31 protein-coding genes are annotated in these 18,272 nt (G+C 47.6%); all 31 read right to left on the bottom strand.

What is annotated here, in order from left to right:
* Positions 1 to 243 precede the first annotated feature (243 nt).
* On the bottom strand, positions 244 to 1,524 hold the full coding sequence (locus ACTZWV_RS19690; RefSeq protein ID WP_444788169.1) for a serine hydrolase: 1,281 nt from the start codon (positions 1,522 to 1,524) through the stop codon (positions 244 to 246).
* A 108-nt stretch (positions 1,525 to 1,632) separates the two neighbouring features.
* Entirely contained in the window at positions 1,633 to 2,031 is a 399-nt protein-coding gene (gene rplQ / locus ACTZWV_RS19685; protein ID WP_027672166.1) for a 50S ribosomal protein L17, read from the bottom strand.
* A gap of 39 nt (positions 2,032 to 2,070) precedes the next feature.
* Positions 2,071 to 3,060 (bottom strand): DNA-directed RNA polymerase subunit alpha, encoded by a 990-nt coding sequence (locus tag ACTZWV_RS19680; RefSeq protein WP_027672165.1) that lies wholly within the window; start codon positions 3,058 to 3,060, stop codon positions 2,071 to 2,073.
* 24 nt (positions 3,061 to 3,084) lie between these two features.
* Positions 3,085 to 3,705, bottom strand: coding sequence for a 30S ribosomal protein S4 (gene rpsD / locus ACTZWV_RS19675; protein ID WP_068238290.1), 621 nt, complete (start codon positions 3,703 to 3,705; stop codon positions 3,085 to 3,087).
* A gap of 33 nt (positions 3,706 to 3,738) precedes the next feature.
* A complete protein-coding gene (rpsK, locus tag ACTZWV_RS19670) occupies positions 3,739 to 4,128 on the bottom strand; it encodes a 30S ribosomal protein S11 (RefSeq protein WP_027672163.1) in 390 nt (129 codons plus the stop codon).
* Positions 4,129 to 4,139: 11 nt separating this feature from the next.
* Positions 4,140 to 4,496: a 30S ribosomal protein S13 gene (rpsM, locus tag ACTZWV_RS19665; RefSeq protein WP_215399485.1), complete on the bottom strand. Its 357-nt coding sequence runs from the start codon at positions 4,494 to 4,496 to the stop codon at positions 4,140 to 4,142.
* A 135-nt stretch (positions 4,497 to 4,631) separates the two neighbouring features.
* A complete protein-coding gene (rpmJ, locus tag ACTZWV_RS19660) occupies positions 4,632 to 4,745 on the bottom strand; it encodes a 50S ribosomal protein L36 (protein ID WP_082694854.1) in 114 nt (37 codons plus the stop codon).
* A 21-nt stretch (positions 4,746 to 4,766) separates the two neighbouring features.
* The gene (secY, locus tag ACTZWV_RS19655; RefSeq protein ID WP_305551702.1) at positions 4,767 to 6,095 is read right to left on the bottom strand and encodes a preprotein translocase subunit SecY; all 1,329 of its coding nucleotides are present in this window, start codon (positions 6,093 to 6,095) and stop codon (positions 4,767 to 4,769) included.
* A 15-nt stretch (positions 6,096 to 6,110) separates the two neighbouring features.
* On the bottom strand, positions 6,111 to 6,545 hold the full coding sequence (gene rplO, locus ACTZWV_RS19650) for a 50S ribosomal protein L15 (protein ID WP_444788168.1): 435 nt from the start codon (positions 6,543 to 6,545) through the stop codon (positions 6,111 to 6,113).
* 3 nt (positions 6,546 to 6,548) lie between these two features.
* Complete coding sequence (gene rpmD / locus ACTZWV_RS19645) at positions 6,549 to 6,731, bottom strand: 50S ribosomal protein L30 (RefSeq protein ID WP_173502769.1); 183 nt, start codon at positions 6,729 to 6,731, stop codon at positions 6,549 to 6,551.
* Positions 6,732 to 6,737: 6 nt separating this feature from the next.
* Positions 6,738 to 7,241: a 30S ribosomal protein S5 gene (gene rpsE / locus ACTZWV_RS19640; RefSeq protein ID WP_068238299.1), complete on the bottom strand. Its 504-nt coding sequence runs from the start codon at positions 7,239 to 7,241 to the stop codon at positions 6,738 to 6,740.
* Between the two features lie 9 nt (positions 7,242 to 7,250).
* Positions 7,251 to 7,601, bottom strand: coding sequence for a 50S ribosomal protein L18 (rplR, locus tag ACTZWV_RS19635; protein ID WP_068238302.1), 351 nt, complete (start codon positions 7,599 to 7,601; stop codon positions 7,251 to 7,253).
* Positions 7,602 to 7,610: 9 nt separating this feature from the next.
* Positions 7,611 to 8,144, bottom strand: a complete 534-nt coding sequence (gene rplF, locus ACTZWV_RS19630) for a 50S ribosomal protein L6 (RefSeq protein ID WP_305551703.1) — start codon at positions 8,142 to 8,144, stop codon at positions 7,611 to 7,613.
* 15 nt (positions 8,145 to 8,159) lie between these two features.
* Positions 8,160 to 8,552 (bottom strand): 30S ribosomal protein S8, encoded by a 393-nt coding sequence (gene rpsH / locus ACTZWV_RS19625; protein WP_068238308.1) that lies wholly within the window; start codon positions 8,550 to 8,552, stop codon positions 8,160 to 8,162.
* Between the two features lie 21 nt (positions 8,553 to 8,573).
* Positions 8,574 to 8,879, bottom strand: a complete 306-nt coding sequence (rpsN, locus tag ACTZWV_RS19620; RefSeq protein WP_444788167.1) for a 30S ribosomal protein S14 — start codon at positions 8,877 to 8,879, stop codon at positions 8,574 to 8,576.
* 11 nt (positions 8,880 to 8,890) lie between these two features.
* On the bottom strand, positions 8,891 to 9,430 hold the full coding sequence (gene rplE / locus ACTZWV_RS19615) for a 50S ribosomal protein L5 (protein WP_173502773.1): 540 nt from the start codon (positions 9,428 to 9,430) through the stop codon (positions 8,891 to 8,893).
* 19 nt (positions 9,431 to 9,449) lie between these two features.
* Complete coding sequence (gene rplX / locus ACTZWV_RS19610) at positions 9,450 to 9,764, bottom strand: 50S ribosomal protein L24 (RefSeq protein WP_068238319.1); 315 nt, start codon at positions 9,762 to 9,764, stop codon at positions 9,450 to 9,452.
* A gap of 9 nt (positions 9,765 to 9,773) precedes the next feature.
* Positions 9,774 to 10,142: a 50S ribosomal protein L14 gene (gene rplN, locus ACTZWV_RS19605; protein ID WP_132585980.1), complete on the bottom strand. Its 369-nt coding sequence runs from the start codon at positions 10,140 to 10,142 to the stop codon at positions 9,774 to 9,776.
* A gap of 164 nt (positions 10,143 to 10,306) precedes the next feature.
* Positions 10,307 to 10,561 (bottom strand): 30S ribosomal protein S17, encoded by a 255-nt coding sequence (gene rpsQ / locus ACTZWV_RS19600; RefSeq protein ID WP_444788166.1) that lies wholly within the window; start codon positions 10,559 to 10,561, stop codon positions 10,307 to 10,309.
* A complete protein-coding gene (gene rpmC / locus ACTZWV_RS19595; protein ID WP_008224486.1) occupies positions 10,561 to 10,752 on the bottom strand; it encodes a 50S ribosomal protein L29 in 192 nt (63 codons plus the stop codon). Before rpmC ends, rpsQ begins: the two co-directional genes overlap by 1 nt.
* A complete protein-coding gene (rplP, locus tag ACTZWV_RS19590) occupies positions 10,752 to 11,165 on the bottom strand; it encodes a 50S ribosomal protein L16 (protein WP_173502776.1) in 414 nt (137 codons plus the stop codon). The genes rpmC and rplP overlap by 1 nt, the downstream gene beginning before the upstream one ends.
* 12 nt (positions 11,166 to 11,177) lie before the next feature.
* Positions 11,178 to 11,891 carry a 30S ribosomal protein S3 gene (gene rpsC / locus ACTZWV_RS19585; RefSeq protein WP_008224489.1) on the bottom strand — a complete coding sequence of 238 codons (714 nt, stop codon included), beginning with the start codon at positions 11,889 to 11,891 and terminating at the stop codon, positions 11,178 to 11,180.
* A 9-nt stretch (positions 11,892 to 11,900) separates the two neighbouring features.
* Positions 11,901 to 12,233, bottom strand: coding sequence for a 50S ribosomal protein L22 (rplV, locus tag ACTZWV_RS19580; protein WP_019677721.1), 333 nt, complete (start codon positions 12,231 to 12,233; stop codon positions 11,901 to 11,903).
* 10 nt (positions 12,234 to 12,243) lie between these two features.
* On the bottom strand, positions 12,244 to 12,522 hold the full coding sequence (gene rpsS / locus ACTZWV_RS19575) for a 30S ribosomal protein S19 (RefSeq protein WP_008950795.1): 279 nt from the start codon (positions 12,520 to 12,522) through the stop codon (positions 12,244 to 12,246).
* 16 nt (positions 12,523 to 12,538) lie between these two features.
* Complete coding sequence (gene rplB, locus ACTZWV_RS19570; RefSeq protein WP_027672147.1) at positions 12,539 to 13,363, bottom strand: 50S ribosomal protein L2; 825 nt, start codon at positions 13,361 to 13,363, stop codon at positions 12,539 to 12,541.
* Between the two features lie 16 nt (positions 13,364 to 13,379).
* Positions 13,380 to 13,682: a 50S ribosomal protein L23 gene (gene rplW / locus ACTZWV_RS19565; protein ID WP_444788165.1), complete on the bottom strand. Its 303-nt coding sequence runs from the start codon at positions 13,680 to 13,682 to the stop codon at positions 13,380 to 13,382.
* Positions 13,679 to 14,284 (bottom strand): 50S ribosomal protein L4, encoded by a 606-nt coding sequence (rplD, locus tag ACTZWV_RS19560; RefSeq protein ID WP_092796978.1) that lies wholly within the window; start codon positions 14,282 to 14,284, stop codon positions 13,679 to 13,681. The genes rplW and rplD overlap by 4 nt, the downstream gene beginning before the upstream one ends.
* Before the next feature lie 18 nt (positions 14,285 to 14,302).
* Positions 14,303 to 14,941, bottom strand: a complete 639-nt coding sequence (gene rplC, locus ACTZWV_RS19555; protein WP_173502778.1) for a 50S ribosomal protein L3 — start codon at positions 14,939 to 14,941, stop codon at positions 14,303 to 14,305.
* A 29-nt stretch (positions 14,942 to 14,970) separates the two neighbouring features.
* Positions 14,971 to 15,282 (bottom strand): 30S ribosomal protein S10, encoded by a 312-nt coding sequence (gene rpsJ, locus ACTZWV_RS19550; RefSeq protein WP_008899121.1) that lies wholly within the window; start codon positions 15,280 to 15,282, stop codon positions 14,971 to 14,973.
* A gap of 222 nt (positions 15,283 to 15,504) precedes the next feature.
* Positions 15,505 to 16,365: a phospholipase A gene (locus tag ACTZWV_RS19545; protein WP_444788164.1), complete on the bottom strand. Its 861-nt coding sequence runs from the start codon at positions 16,363 to 16,365 to the stop codon at positions 15,505 to 15,507.
* A 14-nt stretch (positions 16,366 to 16,379) separates the two neighbouring features.
* On the bottom strand, positions 16,380 to 18,119 hold the full coding sequence (locus ACTZWV_RS19540) for an acyl-CoA dehydrogenase family protein (RefSeq protein ID WP_444788163.1): 1,740 nt from the start codon (positions 18,117 to 18,119) through the stop codon (positions 16,380 to 16,382).
* Between the last annotated feature and the right edge of the window lie 153 nt (positions 18,120 to 18,272).

Here is an 18,272-nt window from a genome sequence, read left to right as displayed (position 1 = left end):
AATCCATCATAAGTGCCCACACAGATGATTGATTGCGAATTGTTAAAGAGCGTGCGTCAGAGCTTACTCAATGACGCGAGGTTTTCACCTCAGTCAGACGCTTTCTGCTTTCGCTTGCTGCCGTCTGTGTGGTGCGCATTATAGAGATCGCTGCAATTCGATCAAGATCTTTTTTACAGAAATATGATCGACCGCGCACTTTTTAAACGATCCTTTGAAAAAGCACTGTTTTTTGATTATAAATCAGTCAATTTCAGCATTTGATGCTGTGACTCTGATCACTTCGGACAGATCTGGCTTATGTTTTTTTGGCCGTTGCAGCTCATGCTGGTACAGATATTCACCTAACTGTCGCAGAAACGGCAGCGCCACTTCGTCTGTCTGATATTGATCATCATTTAAAGTATCGTTTTCATTGGCGTAGATCACTGCTGTAATAAAAAACTCGATCTGCTGTTGCAGGTCGACAATATAGGCGCCGTCAATAATATGGCCATAGGCCCAGCCGGTTTTATTAAAAATCCGTATATGCTCAGGTATCTGTTGTGCGTTACCGCCAAACAGCAAAAACTTTGAATAGTTATCCGGGTACTGTTTTGCATCATAAAGCGGATTAGTACTGTCAGGTGGCAGCATCGCCATATAACGCAGTACCAAAGCACGATCTTCCGGCCGTAGCTTAAAACGCTTATTTTCAGAAAAAAGCTGCGGAAAGATCACCCGTTTTATTACAGCATCAAAATCAGCAAGGCTAAGACGGTTTTTATCGGTAAAATCCATTGGTGAGTTAATCAGCTCATTACCCCTGATATACGCTCTACCCAATGTCGGCTTATCTTTGTTGATATATTGCTGGTTTGTACTGCGGAACGGCAAAGCCAGAATTAGCTTACCGTTAGTATCAACAAAGCGTACCGGGTTGAACTGCCGGTTTTGCTCTGCCGTCAATGGCACGCTAAGGCGGTGGTTAATCAGGCTGTATTTTAAACCTTTGGCTGCCAGACGCTGGTTAATAAAATCCTGCCCCAGCAACTCATATAGCCGGTTACTGCCGTCATTATCACTGACTAGCAATACCTTCTTTATATACTGCGCAATACCAGGCAAGCCATTAGCTGCCGTTGGATCAGCTGTTTGTGCCGTTTGCCAGTCGGTAGCAGCATCAGTGAGCATAGTGGTATCGGAATTTAAACCGGCGATGTTCTGCTCTGCCAACCATTCCAGTGCCAATAGCGCTATCGGTAATTTTACTGTGCTGGCCGGATAAAAATAGCGGCTATCATCAAGACCGAATTGGTAGTAGGTCAAATCCGGATTGTTATTACTATCACGATCTATTTGGGTATAAATAATTTGTAAGCGGTAAGGATCGGGTTTGACCAAGACCTGGTGCAGTATTGGATATTCAGTTGTTACCTGTGATAACAGCGGTTGCAGCGGCTGATACTGTATTTCAGTTGTTGCTTCAGCCTCAGCTGCCAGTGACAAACTAAGTAATAGCAAGGGAAGCAAGATTCTTTGCATGATCAATACCTGGGCTTAAGTCAAAGCACCATAGTACGGATTGGCAGATGGAAAAACAAACACGCATAAAAAAGCCGGGCTATGCCCGGCTTTTCAGTTCTTTAGCGCTTACTCAGCTGCAGTTTCTTCAACTGGCAGTGCGTCCACTTCCGGACGATCGACTAACTCGATGTAAGCCATAGGTGCATTATCACCAGCACGGAAGCCACACTTCAAAATACGAGTGTAACCACCCGGACGCGCGTTGTAACGCGGGCCCAGCACGTTGAATAACAAACCTACTACTTCTTTATCACGAGTACGGGCGAAAGCTAAACGGCGGTTTGCAACGCTGTCATTCTTTGCCAATGTGATCAATGGCTCGATCACACGACGTAACTCTTTAGCCTTTGGCAAAGTCGTTTTGATGATTTCGTGCTTCACCAACGAGCTTGCCATGTTGCGGAACATTGCCGTACGGTGGCTGCTGTTCCTGTTTAATTGACGACCACTCTTGCGATGGCGCATGATCTATTCCTTCTCACTAAACCAGAAACTGGTATCTGATTAGTCTTTATTTACCAGACTCGCTGGCGGCCAGTTCTCAAGGCGCATGCCCAGGGATAAACCGCGTGATGCCAGCACGTCTTTGATTTCGGTAAGCGACTTTTTACCCAAGTTAGGTGTTTTAAGTAACTCAACCTCGGTACGCTGAACCAGATCACCAATGTACTGAATCTGCTCTGCCTTCAAGCAGTTAGCAGAACGAACTGTTAATTCCAAATCATCGACCGGACGTAACAGAATCGGATCAAACTCCGGCTTCTCTTCGCGTTTTTCCGGTTCGCTCTTATCGCGCAGCTCAACGAAGAACTCCAGCTGTTCGGCCAGAATTGTTGCTGCACGGCGAATGGCTTCCTCTGGCTCAACAGTGCCGTTGGTCTCCATATCGATGATCAGTTTGTCCAAGTCAGTACGCTGTTCTACCCGCGCTGCTTCAACTGAGTAGGCTATACGCTCTACCGGGCTGAAAGAGGCATCCAGTAACAGACGACCAATAGGACGCTCGTCATCATCTGAGGACAAACGCGCTGATGCAGGCACATAACCGCGACCACGTTCAACTTTCAGGCGCATACTGAATTCAGTTTCGCCGGTCAGGTTGCAAATAACGTGCTCAGGGTTGGTAATAACCACACCGTCGCCATGCTGGATGTCTCCAGCTGTTACAGGGCCAGCACCTTTCTTCGTCAAAGTCAGAGTGACTTCATCTTTGTCTTCCAGGCGAACGGCAAGGCCTTTCAGGTTCAGCAGGATATCGATGATATCTTCCTGGACACCCTCTTTGGCACTGTACTCATGGAGAACGCCGTCAATCTCAACTTCAGTCACTGCACAACCCGGCATTGACGAAAGCAGAATACGACGTAACGCGTTGCCCAAGGTATGCCCGAAACCGCGCTCAAGTGGTTCCAAAGTAACTTTGGCACGAGTTGGGTTGATTTTTTCGATACCAACTAATCTCGGCTTAAGGAATTCGGTGACAGAACCCTGCATTGTATCCTCTCTTAACAATTAGCTTTACTTAGAGTAAAGCTCGACGATTAACTGTTCGTTGATGTCAGCAGACAAGTCTGAACGCTCAGGCAGACGCTTGAAAACGCCTTCCAGTTTCGTGTTATCTACTTCGATCCAAGTTGGTTTCTCACGTTGTGCGGCTACTTCAAGCGCAGCACCAATACGGGCCTGCTTTTTCGCTTTCTCACGAACAGAGATCACTTGTTCAGGTAATACTTTGTATGATGGAATGTTCAGCACTTGGCCATTAATCATGATGGCTTTGTGGCTAACCAGCTGACGTGCTTCAGCGCGCGTACTGGCCAAACCCATACGGTATACTACGTTGTCTAAGCGTGACTCTAACAACGCTAACAGGTTTTCACCCGTATTACCTTTCAAACGAGCAGCTTCCTTGTAATAGTTACGGAACTGCTTTTCTAATACGCCATACATACGACGTACTTTTTGTTTCTCGCGTAACTGTAAACCGTAGTCTGATAAGCGACCGCGACGTGCGCCGTGCTGACCAGGAGCGGTAGTTAAGTTACACTTTGAATCAATTGCTCTTACGCCGCTCTTCAGGAACAGATCTGTGCCTTCGCGACGACTGAGTTTGAGCTTAGGACCCAAATATCTTGCCATCTTCTTTCTCCAATAATCCGTGAAGCGCTGTAATTACACGCGACGTTTTTTAGGTGGACGGCATCCGTTATGCGGGATAGGCGTCACGTCGGTGATATTTGTGATCTTATAGCCAGCGGCGTTCAGAGCACGAATCGCTGATTCGCGGCCTGGGCCAGGACCATTCACAAACACTTCAAGGTTCTTTACACCATATTCCAGCGCGGCAGTACCGGCGCGCTCTGCAGCTACCTGAGCAGCAAACGGAGTAGATTTACGTGAACCACGGAAACCTGAACCGCCGGCAGTTGCCCAGCACAGCGCATTACCCTGACGATCAGTAATCGTCACGATGGTGTTGTTGAAAGAAGCATGGATATGAGCCATACCGTCAGAAACTTGCTTTTTTACCCGTTTACGAGTACGAACTGGTGCTTTAGCCATGTTGAATCACCTTATTTCTTAATCGCTTTACGTGGGCCCTTGCGGGTACGCGCATTAGTTTTAGTGCGCTGACCACGAACCGGCAGACTACGACGGTGGCGCAGGCCACGGTAGCAACCAAGGTCCATTAAACGCTTAATGTTTAATGTGATTTCACGGCGCAAGTCACCTTCAACGGTGTATTTTGCAACTTCGTCACGAAGCGTATCTAACTGTGCGTCGGTTAACGCAGCAATTTTTGTACTTTCTTCGATACCCACTGCAGCTAAAATCGATTTAGCGCGGGTTTTACCGATACCATAAACATAGGTCAACGAGATGACCGCATGTTTATTATCGGGGATGTTAATGCCAGCGATACGGGCCACTAACGTTCTCCTATAATAGAGTTTAAAGATGCCAATTTGAAAAGCCCGTAAGGATACTCAAATGGCGCTGATATTGCAAACGATAAAGGGGCTCAACCAATCAGTTCAGCCCGCAGTATCATTTTTATTCTGCTATTAGCCTTGGCGCTGTTTGTGCTTCGGCTCACTGCAAATTACGCGAACAACGTTGTTACGTCTGATCACTTTGCAGTTACGGCAGATCTTCTTAACGGAAGCTCGTACTTTCATAACTTAACTCCGCAAACTATCTTAACGGCCATAGCCTTTAAGATTTGCCTTTTTAAGCACAGAATCATATTGATGCGACATCAAATGCGTCTGTACCTGTGCCATAAAATCCATGATAACGACAACGATAATCAGTAAAGAAGTACCACCGAAGTAGAACTGTACATCCCACGCTACCATCATGAACTCAGGAACTAAACAGATAAAGGTTATATACAGGGCACCCGCTAAGGTTAACCGTGTCATCACTTTATCGATGTATTTTGATGTCTGCTCACCAGGACGTATCCCAGGAATAAAGGCACCGGATTTCTTCAGGTTATCTGCTGTATCACGCGGGTTAAACACCAACGCAGTATAGAAGAAACAGAAGAAAATAATGGCCGCGGAGTATAACATCATATACAACGGTTGTCCCGGAGATAATGTTAATGCTAATTCCTGGAGGAAATTAGCCACCACGCCTTCACCCGAACCAAACCAACTGGCTATCGTACCGGGGAACAGAATAATGCTGGATGCAAAAATCGGTGGTATTACGCCGGCCATATTTACTTTTAACGGTAAATGACTGCTTTGCGCGGCAAACACCTGACGGCCTTGCTGACGCTTGGCATAATTGACCACAATCCGACGCTGGCCGCGCTCAAAGAACACCACAAACCAGGTAATCGCAATTACGATCACACCTATTGCTACCAACAGTAAAAAGTGCAAATCGCCTTGACGTGCCTGCTCGATCGTCTGGCCAATGGCAGACGGGAAGCCGGCAACAATACCGGTAAAGATTAACAACGAGATACCATTACCGATGCCGCGCTCTGTAATTTGTTCACCCAACCACATTAAAAACATGGTACCGGTAACCAAGCTGATTACCGCAGTAAAGTAAAATGCAAAGCCGGGGTTAATCACTAACCCCTGCATCATGTTAGGCAGGCCAGTGGCAATACCAATGGCCTGTAATGTTGCTAATGCTAAAGTACCGTAGCGTGTCATCTGATTGATTTTGCGCTTTCCAGCTTCGCCTTCTTTTTTCAGTTCAGCCATGGCCGGATGCATTACCGTCAACAGCTGTACAATAATAGAGGCAGAGATGTAGGGCATAATACCCAACGCAAACACCGAAGCACGCTCAAGTGCGCCACCGCTGAACATGTTAAACATTTCAACGATGGTGCCCTTTTGTTGCTCGAATAACTGAGCCAGCACGGCGGCGTCAATTCCAGGAATTGGCACAAAGGAGCCTAACCGAAATACGATTATGGCCAAAAGTACAAATAACAAACGGGATTTCAGCTCGCTGAATCCGCCTTTTGCACTTTTTGAGTCCGAACCTGGTTTAGCCATCGCGTACTATCCTTATTATTCTTCGACTTTACCGCCAGCGGCTTCGATTGCTGCACGCGCGCCTTTAGTTGCACCTAAACCTTTTACGGTTACCGGGCGAGTAATCTCACCTGACAGTACAACTTTGGCAAACTTAACAGTACGGGAGATGATGTTAGCTTCCATCAGGCTAGCCAGATCAACTACATCACCTTTAACCGCTGCAAGTTCGTGCAGGCGTACTTCAGCAGAAACCAGAGATTTCTGTGAAGTGAAACCGAACTTAGGTAAGCGTTGCTTCAATGGCATTTGACCGCCTTCGAAACCAGGACGCACTTTACCACCTGAACGTGACTTCAAACCTTTATGGCCACGACCTGCAGTTTTACCTAAGCCTGAGCCGATACCACGACCCACGCGATGCTTGTCTTTCTTAGCACCAGGTGCCGGAGCAAGAGTATTTAATAACATCTGTTACTCCTCCACTTTAACCATGTAATACACAGCGTTGATCATACCGCGAACAGAAGGTGTATCTTCTACTTCAACAGTATGATTAATGCGGCGCAAACCTAAACCCAGTAAAGAAGCCTTGTGCTTCGGTAAACGACCGATGCTGGACTTAATTTGGGTTACTTTAATTGTCTTCTTCGCCATGGCAGATTACCCCAGAATGTCGTCAACGCGTAAACCGCGTTTAGCAGCTATTTGAGCCGGCGACTTAACAGTCGACAGTGCATTAATAGTTGCGCGAACTACGTTGATTGGGTTAGTTGAGCCGTAACACTTAGACAGAATGTTCTGTACGCCTGCTACTTCCAGTACGGCGCGCATTGCACCACCGGCGATAAGACCGGTACCTTCAGCTGCAGGTTGCATGTAAACATTTGAACCTGAGTGAACACCACGGGTTGGGTGGTGTAAGGTGTTACCATTTAACTCAACCTGGGTCATGTTACGGCGCGCTTTTTCCATTGCTTTTTGAATAGCAGCTGGTACTTCACGTGCTTTACCATAACCGAAACCAACACGGCCGTTGCCGTCACCGACTACAGTCAAAGCGGTAAAGGAGAAAATACGACCACCTTTAACAACTTTTGACACGCGGTTTACTGCAACAAGCTTCTCTTGTAAATCAGATTGTTGTTTAGCTTCTTCGTTAGCCATGAGCTACTCCTAGAACTGAAGACCGGCTTCACGCGCCGCGTCAGCCAGAGCTTGCACGCGACCATGATACTGAAAGCCACTGCGGTCAAAAGCACAAGCAGTAACGCCTTTGGCTACTGCACGTTCGGCAATCGCTTTACCTACAGCCTTAGCAGCATCTACGTTACCAGTGTACTTAAGTGAGTCTTTAATTGAAGCTTCTACGGTAGAAGCTGCAGCAATCACTTCAGCATTTGGTGCGATAAGCTGGGCGTAGATGTGACGTGGTGTACGGTGTACAACCAAGCGATTCGCACCTTGTTCGATAATATTTCTGCGAGTGCGTTTGGCACGGCGCAGACGAGCAAGTTTCTTATCCATCGTCCTACCCTACTTTTTCTTCGCTTCTTTACGACGCACGTTTTCGTTTGCATAGCGCACACCTTTGCCTTTGTAAGGCTCTGGTTTACGGTATGCCCGGATGTTAGCGGCAACCTGACCAACTAATTGCTTGTCAGCACCTTTTACCAGTACTTCAGTCTGGCTTGGCGTTTCAATAGTGATACCGTTAGGGATCTGAAACACCACTGGGTGAGAAAAGCCCAGGCTCAGGTTCAATACTTTACCTTCTGCTTTCGCACGGTAACCAACACCAACCAGTTCCAGTTTCTGAGAGAAACCCTCAGTTACGCCGGTAACCAGGTTGTTGATTAACGCACGGGCAGTACCCGCTTGCGCGTCAGCGCCATCGAAGCCTTCACGTGGATTGGTACGTAAAACGTTACCTTCAACCACAACTTCAACCGCTGGGTTAACATCTAATGTTAACTCGCCGTTTTTGCCCTTAAAGGACACTACCTGACCGTTTTGCGTTAAAGTAACGCCGGCAGGAATAGTGACCGGGGCTTTAGCAACACGAGACATAGATTACTACCTCCGTTACGCTACGTAGCCGATGATTTCGCCACCGATACCAACCTTGCGCGCGGCGCGGTCAGTCATTAGTCCTTTAGATGTTGACACGATGGCCACACCTAAACCGCCCATTACCTTAGGTAAATCGCCACGCTTCTTATAGATGCGCAGACCAGGACGACTAACACGATCGATAGTTTCAATTACAGATTTGCCCTGGAAGTACTTTAACGTTACTTCCAGTTCTGGCTTAACATCACCAGAAACCGCGAAATCAGCGATGTAACCTTCGTCTTTTAATACTTTCGCAATAGACACCTTCAATTTTGAAGATGGCATCTTAACCGCAACTTTATTGGCTGACTGGCCGTTGCGGATGCGAGTAAACATATCCGCTACTGGATCTTGCAAACTCATAGCTCGTTACTCCCGTGATTCTTACCAGCTAGCCTTACGAAGGCCAGGAATTTCACCGCGCATCGCCGCTTCACGGACCTTGATCCGGCTCATGCCGAATTTACGCAGGTAACCGTGTGGACGACCAGTTACACGACAACGATTACGTTGACGCGAAGGGCTTGAATCACGCGGCAACGTCTGTAACTTCAGAACGGCTGCCCAACGGTCTTCATCAGAAGTCGCTGGATTGGCAATCGCATCTCTCAGTTCATGACGCTTTGCAGCGAATTTGGCTACCAGTTGTGCACGCTTTGCTTCACGTGCTTTCATTGATTGTTTTGCCATGACCCTACACCTTATTTCTTGAATGGGAAGTTAAACGCGGCAAGTAAAGCACGTCCTTCGTCATCGGTACGCGCGGTAGTCGTAATAGTGATATCTAAACCACGTACTGCATCTACTTTATCGTATTCGATTTCGGGGAAAATGATTTGCTCGCGTACACCCATGCTGTAGTTACCACGGCCATCGAACGACTTCGGGTTTACACCACGGAAGTCACGAATACGCGGGATAGCAATAGAGACTAAACGCTCTAAGAATTCCCACATACGTTCGCCGCGCAGGGTCACTTTTGCGCCAATAGGGTAGCCTTCACGGATTTTGAAACCGGCTACTGATTTACGCGCCTTGGTTACCAGTGGCTTTTGGCCTGCAATAGCAGTCAAATCGCCAACGGCGTTTTCAAGGATCTTTTTATCAGCAACTGCTTCACCCACACCCATATTGAGTGTGATTTTAACAATCCGAGGGACTTGCATGACGCTGGTGTAGCCGAACTGTTTAAACAGTTCCGGGACTACGGTGTCTTTGTAAATTTCATGCAGTTTCGCCATCGTATTACTCCAATAGCAATTAAATTACTTCGTTATTCGACTTGAAGAAACGCACTTTCTTGCCATCTTCAAGGCGGAAACCTACACGATCTGCTTTACCCGTTTTAGAGTTAAAGATCGCTACGTTTGAAACATGAATTGAGGCTTCTTTCTCAACGATACCGCCTGGTTGATTCAGAGCCGGTACAGGCTTCTGATGCTTTTTAACCAGGTTAACGCCGGAAACATAAACACGCCCTTCAGCTACTAATACTTTAGTAACTTTACCGCGTTTACCCTTGTCCTTACCGGTAAGAACAACAACCTCGTCATCACGACGGATTTTACTAGCCATGGTGACTCCTTACAGTACTTCTGGTGCCAGAGACACGATCTTCATAAACTTATCGCCACGAAGTTCACGTGTAACAGGCCCGAAAATACGAGTGCCGATCGGTTCCAGCTTGCTGTTTAACAACACTGCTGCATTGCGATCAAAACGGATTAATGACCCGTCCTGACGGCGTACGCCTTTGCGTGTACGCACCACCACTGCATTCAGTACATCACCTTTTTTAACCTTACCGCGCGGAATTGCTTCCTTGACAGTAACTTTGATGACGTCACCAATTGCAGCATAACGGCGATGTGAACCACCTAAGACCTTAATACACATTACGCTGCGCGCGCCGCTGTTGTCTGCGACTTCCAGCATAGATTGCATCTGGATCATCTTAGTGCTCCGCTATTCTACTAAATAACCCTCACGGGTTACGCTGCTTACGATAAAAACTACCCCCTGACAAGAGGGCGCGTGATTATAACAGCACTCTTGGCAAAAAGGTAGCGCAAAATAAAAGCGGCCCCTAATGGAGCCGCTTTTCACATCTTAACGAATTAAGATGCTGATTCGACTACAGCAACCAGGGTCCATGACTTAGTCTTGGACAAAGGACGGCATTCACGGATAGTGACTACGTCGCCTTCTTTACACTGATTGGTTTCGTCATGTACGTGCAGCTTGGTAGTACGCTTGATGAACTTCCCGTAAATTGGGTGTTTCACCGAACGCTCGATCGCGACAGTAATAGACTTGTCCATTTTGTTGCTGATCACTTTACCTTGCAGTGTACGGGTATTAATTTCGCTCATTACGCACCTGCCTTCTCGGTTAAGATGGTCTTAACGCGCGCGATATCACGACGCACCTGCTTAAATAAATGCGTTTGAGCTAACTGACCGGTAGCCAGTTGCATGCGCAGGTTGAACTGCTCACGTAACAAGCCCAGTAATTCAGCGTTTAACTCTTCAACACTTTTCGCTTTTAATTCGCTGGCTTTCATCACATTACCGTCCGCGTTACAAAGGTTGTCTTAAATGGTAGCTTAGCGGCGGCTAATGCAAATGCATGACGCGCTAACTCTTCAGACACACCGTCCATTTCGTACAGTACTTTGCCAGGTTTAATCTGACATACCCAGTACTCAACAGAACCTTTACCACTACCCATACGTACTTCCAGCGGCTTAGCGGTGATTGGCTTGTCTGGGAACACACGGATCCAGATTTTACCAACACGCTTAACAGCGCGCGTCATAGCACGACGTGCAGATTCGATTTGACGTGAAGTCATTTGACCACGTTCTACAGATTTCAGTGCATAAGTACCGAAAGATACTTTATCGCCAACCAGGGACAAGCCACGGTTACGACCTTTGTGCACTTTACGAAATTTTGTACGTTTTGGTTGCAACATCGCTCAATACCCCTACTTAGCCTTACGTGCCGGTTTTTTCGGCGCTTTAGGCTGGTTGTTATTGTTGGCGTTGTTGGTGTTGTTGTTCAATGGCAGAGCACCTAAGATCTCGCCTTTGAAAATCCACACTTTCACACCAATGATACCGTAAGTAGTCAGTGCTTCTGAGGTATTGTAATCGATATCAGCACGCAGAGTGTGAAGTGGCACACGGCCTTCACGGTACCACTCCGAACGAGCGATTTCTGCGCCGCCTAAACGGCCGCTAACTTCAACTTTGATACCCTTGGCACCGATACGCATGGCGTTTTGTACCGCGCGCTTCATAGCACGACGGAACATTACACGACGCTCTAACTGGCTGCTGATTGAATCAGCAACTAATTTGGCATCCAGCTCAGGCTTACGGATTTCAGAGATGTTAATCTGCGCAGGTACGCCAGCGATGGCTGCTACTTGCTTGCGGATTTTTTCAACATCTTCACCTTTCTTACCGATGATTACGCCTGGACGCGCAGTGTGAATAGTCACACGGATGCTTTTCGCAGGGCGTTCAATATCGATCCGGCTTACTGACGCGGCTTTCAGTTCTTTTGTCAGATACTGACGAACTTTAAAGTCACCGTTTAAGAAATCCGGGAAGTCTTTCGTATTCGCGAACCAGGTTGAGCTCCATGGCTTAGTGATACCTAGGCGAATACCATTAGGATGTACTTTCTGTCCCATTTCTCTCTCCTAGTTATCAGCTACAACCACAGTGATGTGGCTGGTACGCTTGACGATACGGTCAGCACGACCTTTAGCACGTGGCTTGATACGTTTCATAGACGGACCTTCATCAATGAAGATGGTCTTAACTTTCAACGTATCAATATCCGCGCCTTCATTGTGCTCAGCGTTGGCAATGGCTGATAAAAGAACCTTTTTAACTAACTCAGCAGCTTTCTTCGGGCTGTAAGTCAGTACGTTCAGCGCCTTATCTACTGACAATCCACGCACCTGGTCAGCGACCAGACGGGTTTTTTGAGCAGAAGAACGGGCAAATTTGTGTTTAGCTAATGCTTGCATCATTTACCCCTTAGCGCTTCTTGGCCTTTTTGTCGGCTGCATGACCACGGTAGGTACGAGTAGGTGCAAATTCACCTAACTTGTGACCAATCATCTCTTCCGAGACGAACACAGGTACATGTTGACGACCATTATGGACAGCGATGGTCAAACCGATCATATCAGGTATGATCATTGAACGACGGCTCCAAGTCTTAATAGGCTTCTTGTCACCGCTTTCCAACGCTTTCTCTACCTTCTTCAGCAAGTGAAGGTCAATAAATGGACCTTTCTTGAGAGAACGTGGCATGGCAATTCCTCACAAATTATTTATCACGACGACGTACGATAAGTTTATCAGTACGCTTGTTTGAACGAGTTTTGTAACCCTTCGTTGGAACGCCCCATGGAGATACAGGGTGACGACCACCAGAAGTTTTACCTTCACCACCACCGTGTGGGTGATCAACCGGGTTCATTACCACACCACGTACGGTTGGGCGAATGCCACGCCAGCGCATTGCACCAGCTTTACCGTATTGACGTAACATATGTTCCGCGTTGCCGATCTCACCGATAGTCGCGCGACAATCTGCTAATACTTTACGTACTTCGCCACTGCGTAAACGCAGCGTCACGTACTCACCGTCACGAGCCAGAATCTGTACAAATGCGCCAGCAGAACGAGCTAACTGACCACCTTTACCTGGTTTCATTTCGATGTTGTGTACTACCTGACCAACCGGGATATTGCGCAGTGGTAAGGTGTTACCGGCTTTGATTGGTGATTCCATACCTGAAACCACTGTATCACCTGCCTTCAGGCCTTTAGGGGCCAGAATGTAACGACGCTCACCGTCTGCGTATAACACCAGTGCGATGTTAGCAGTACGGTTTGGATCGTACTCTAAACGCTCAACTTTGGCAGGAATGCCATCTTTGTTGCGTTTGAAGTCAACTAAACGGTAATGTTGCTTATGACCACCACCGATATGACGGGTAGTGATGCGACCGTTGTTGTTACGACCACCTGTTTTTGAATTTTTCTCTAACAAAGGTGCGTAAGGCTTGCCTTTGTACAGGTCTGGGTTAACCACTTTTAATACGTGGCGACGACCTGGTGACGTAGGTTTACACTTTACAAGTGCCATTTCCTAACTCCTCTTCTTACTCAGCGCCGCCAACGAAATCGATTTCGCTGCCTTCTTTAAGAGTCACGTAAGCTTTTTTCCAATCGCTACGCTTACCCATACGCGCACCAGTGCGCTTGGACTTACCCTTAACATTAACAGTACGCACACCGACTACTTCTGTTTCGAACAGTTTTTCAACTGCCGCTTTAACATCAGCTTTAGTCGCAGTAGTGGCAATCTTGAAAACGACTGTATTGTGTTTTTCAGCAGACACAGTGCTCTTTTCAGATACGTGTGGCGCTAAAATAACTTTCAGTAAACGTTCTTCGCGGATCATGCTAACAGCTCCTCAAGTTGCTTAACTGCAGCAGCAGTCATTAACACTTTGTCGAATGCGATTAAGCTGACCGGGTCGATACCGTGTACGTCACGCACGTCTACCTTGTACAGGTTACGTGCTGATAAGAACAGGTTCTCATCCACTTCGTTAGTCACGATTAACACGTCTTTTAAGTCCATAGCTTTTAACTTCGCAGTTAAATCTTTGGTCTTAGGCGAATCAACGGCGAAATTTTCCACCACGATTAAACGCTCTTGACGTACTAATTCAGACAGGATGCTTTGAATCGCACCACGATACATTTTACGGTTTACTTTTTGGCTGTGATCTTGTGGCTTAGCCGCAAATGTTACACCGCCTCCGCGCCAGATTGGGCTGCGGATAGTACCGGCGCGCGCGCGGCCTGTACCTTTTTGACGCCATGGCTTCTTACCACCACCGCGTACTTCAGAACGTGTCAGCTGAGCGCGGGTACCCTGACGGGCGCCGGCAGCATAGGCTACTACGACCTGATGAACCAAAGCTTCATTAAACTCACGTCCAAAGGTAGCTTCGGAAACTTCAAGAACGCCTTGAGCGTCTCGTAATGCTAATTCCATCACTTATCTCCTCAGACGTTAGCTTTTAACAGCTGGTTTAACGATCACGTCACCACCGATAGCGCCAGGTACTGCACCTTTTACTAACAGGATGTTACGTTCTGCGTCTACACGAACCACTTCCAGTGACTGCACGGTTACGCGCTCAGCACCTAAGTGACCAGCCATTTTTTTACCCTTGAATACTTTACCTGGTGATTGGTTCTGACCAATTGAACCAGGGGCACGGTGTGATAACGAGTTACCGTGAGTAGCATCCTGAGTACGGAAATTCCAGCGCTTAACAGCACCGGCAAAACCCTTACCTTTTGATGTGCCAGACACATCAACTTTTTTCGCTTCAGCGAAAATTTCAACCGTAATTTCGCTGCCGACAGTGATGTCAGCACCTTCGTTATCTGTCAGGCGGAATTCCCACAGACCACGACCAGCGTCCACGCCCACTTTAGCGAAGTGGCCTGCTTCCGGCTTGCTCATGCGGCTTGCCTTTACAGTACCAGCAGTCACTTGCAGTGCGCTGTAACCGTCTGTTTCTGCAGTTTTAACTGCAGTTACACGGTTTGGTGTCGCTTCGATTACGGTTACTGGAATTGAAACGCCGTCTTCAGTGAAGATGCGAGTCATTCCCACTTTACGACCGACTAGACCGATAGCCATTTCCTAAACCTCTCTATAAACCTGTCTGATTAGCCCAGGCTGATTTGAACGTCAACGCCAGCAGGCAAGTCTAAACGCATCAGCGCATCAACCGTTTTCTCGGTTGGCTCAACGATGTCGATTAAACGCTTGTGGGTACGGATTTCGTACTGATCACGTGCATCTTTGTTGACGTGAGGAGAAATCAATACAGTGAAACGTTCCTGGCGGGTAGGAAGTGGAATAGGACCACGAACCTGAGCGCCCGTACGCTTAGCTGTGTCAACGATTTCCATGGTTGACTGATCGATCAAACGGTGATCGAACGCTTTCAGACGGATGCGAATCCTTTGATTACTCATGTATCAAAGCCTCAAAGAGCAAAAAGAGCAAAAATAAACACAAGCTATCCAACCCAAGAAGGGGGATGCCCATGCACCAAAGTTACGTTTACTCCCCAATCGGGAGCACTGTAAGCGTTAAATAACTCTAAAGTTTATTTAACGAGCCAGTCAGAATTATATCGACTGGCCGCGCATTATACTGAAATCAACTGATAACGCAAGTGTTGGTTATAAAATGCACTACAGAATATCGTTTAGCTCAAAACCAATACCAAAGCGGGTAACTGAACGGTTATAGTCAATCAGACTCTCGCCATAACCATTAAACAGCTCAGCATAAAAGCGGATATGTTTGTTAAACGGCACCGAATAAGACACTCTGACAGCGCCTTTATTGTCACTGCGCAGGTTATTGCGCAGCATCATACGCCAGGTGGCGTCATCCTGTTTATAAGCAGCCGACAACTCAAACCAGCCCATATACTTGGTGATGTCGGGGTTGTCATCGCCGTTAGGGTCTTGCGGTGTATCTTTACGGTCTTCTTTAAAACGATACCAGGGTTCGAAATTTATAAACACATTGCCGATGGACGTAACCCAACTTAGTTTCAACCGGTTCCAACTGCGTGACAATTCACCGGCACGGCCGTTAGATTGGTGCGATAAACTCAAACTGATAATCCGGCTGGCGGCTTCTTCGTAGTTTTTGTAGTGCGGCAGCATCAGGATCAGCTCCGGCTCGTAGTTATTCTCCCGAAACGGTGAAGACACCTCGCTGTTATAGGCTTGCCAATACGCTTGTTGGGTAAAAGCAAAAAACAGATAACCATTGTCTTTATAGATTTTGCTCCACAGCGGTGTTTTAAGGCTTAGCTGGAACTTAGCCTCCACGTTGTCGGACGGTGCACTGCTACCGTCCCTTTCCAACGTAGACGCTATGCCATCTACATAGGTAAATGGCATCAGGTAATTATTTTCATGCGGCAGCAAGGTGAACGGAGCGTAACTGTCCCACTGCTCGGCTTTCATTCGCTTATCTAATGCGTCCGCTGCCGAAACAGAGAACGCCAACAGTGCTATCAAGCCGGCGAGGTATTGCATAATTGTCCTTAATATCAGAAATGCTCTGTGGCTAACTTATCCATTACGGCTGAATCATGCCTTAATAATGACAACAGACCATCGGCTTTAGGCAAAATACGGTCGAAGTAATATGCCGCTGTATGTTGTTTCGCCACTACAAACTGCTCACTCTGTACCGCAGGCTGCAGTGCCGCCAGGTTTTTATACCACATATAGCCGTACAGCACATATGACACCAGGGCTAAATAGTCGCAGGCATTGGCACTCTGTGCGCGGTTGTCTTGCGCCAACAGATCTGCAGTTAAGAGCTGCAGCCGGTCGATGTAATGCTGCAGCGATGCCGCGGCTTGAATGGGTGTCGCCGCCAGTTCTGCCTTAATATCAGCCAGTAATGTAAGCAATACCATGCCCTGGTCTGCCGCCACTTTACGCAACATAAAATCAGCCGCCTGAATGCCGTTAGTGCCTTCATAGATCTGGGCAATACGCACATCGCGCACCAGTTGCTCCATACCCCATTCTTTTACATAGCCATGGCCGCCAAATACTTGCTGTGCGGTGACACAGGCATCGAAGCCCTGATCTGTCATAAAGGCTTTGGCTATTGGCGTCAGTAAATTAGCCCGTTGCGCCGATACCGGGCAGTTGTCGTACTTCGCTTTATCCAGCAGCGACGCTACCCAGGTCGCAAAGGTGCGGCCGGCCTCATTCATTGCTTTGATGTTAAGCAACATGCGCCTTACATCGGCATGACCGATTATCGGCTCAGCTTTGTTGGCATCTTTTTCAGTGACTCTGCCTTGCAGCCGGTCTTTGGCGTAAGCCAGCGCATTTTGATAAGCGCGTTCCGCCGCACCCAGCCCCTGGCTGCCCATTGATAAACGCTCATAGTTCATCATGGTAAACATACAGGCTAGACCACGGTGTGGTTCACCGATTAAATAACCTTTTGCGTCGTCAAAATTCAGCACACAGGTCGCCGAGCCGTTAATGCCCATCTTATGCTCAATAGACCCTACACTGACGCTATTGCGGCTACCTGGTTCGCCGGCAGCATCCGGCAGATATTTAGGCACCAAAAATAACGAGATACCGCGGCTGCCGGCCGGCGCATCGGGCAACTTGGCCAGTACCAGATGAATGATGTTTTTTGTCAGGTCATGCTCGCCAGCCGTAATAAAGATCTTAGAGCCGTTAAGGGCATAACTGCCATCGGTGTTAGGTTTAGCGGTAGTGCGCATAATGCCAAGATCGGAGCCGGCATGCGATTCGGTTAAACACATAGTGCCCGACCACTCACCGCTATACATTTTCGGCAAGTACAAAGCTTTGGTGGCCTCATCCGCGTGCTGCAGTAGTGCAACACAGGCGCCGGCGGTTAAGCCCGGATATAACGAAAAGGCGATATCGGCGCTGCAAAGCATTTCATCTACCATCATCGACAGCGCTTTGGGCATACCCATACCGCCGTATGCAGCATCACCGCTCAGGCCGGTCCAACCGCCTTCACTCAGACTTTGGTATGCGGTGTAATAATGTTCCGGCAGCGATACCTTGTCGTCTTGCAGCTGAGCGCCGCGCTGGTCAGCCTCGCCACAGAAAGGTGCTAGTTGTTGTTCGCAGATTTTAGCTGCCTCTTCCAGAATAGCTTTAGCGGTATCGGCCTCAATAAGCTCACAAAGCCCGCTTTGCTGCTGCCAGTATTTATCCAACTGCCAAACGTCGAAAAGGTTAAACAAAATATCATTTAGCGGTGCCTGGTACTGGCTCATACTTATTGCCTCAATAACTGGACGGATGAGTTTAAGCATGGCACAGCTTAAGTTTTCAAACAAGCGTTTGAATATAACTTTGCGGCTGATTTTCAGCCAATAAAAAAGGCCCCGCAGGGCCTTTTTCAATCAATGCCAATTAAGCAATGATTT

This window comes from Rheinheimera sp. NSM, from assembly GCF_052380015.1.
GTDB lineage: Bacteria > Pseudomonadota > Gammaproteobacteria > Enterobacterales > Alteromonadaceae > Alishewanella.
Note: the sequence above shows the minus strand (reverse complement) of the source record. Positions and strands in the feature narration are given on the sequence as shown.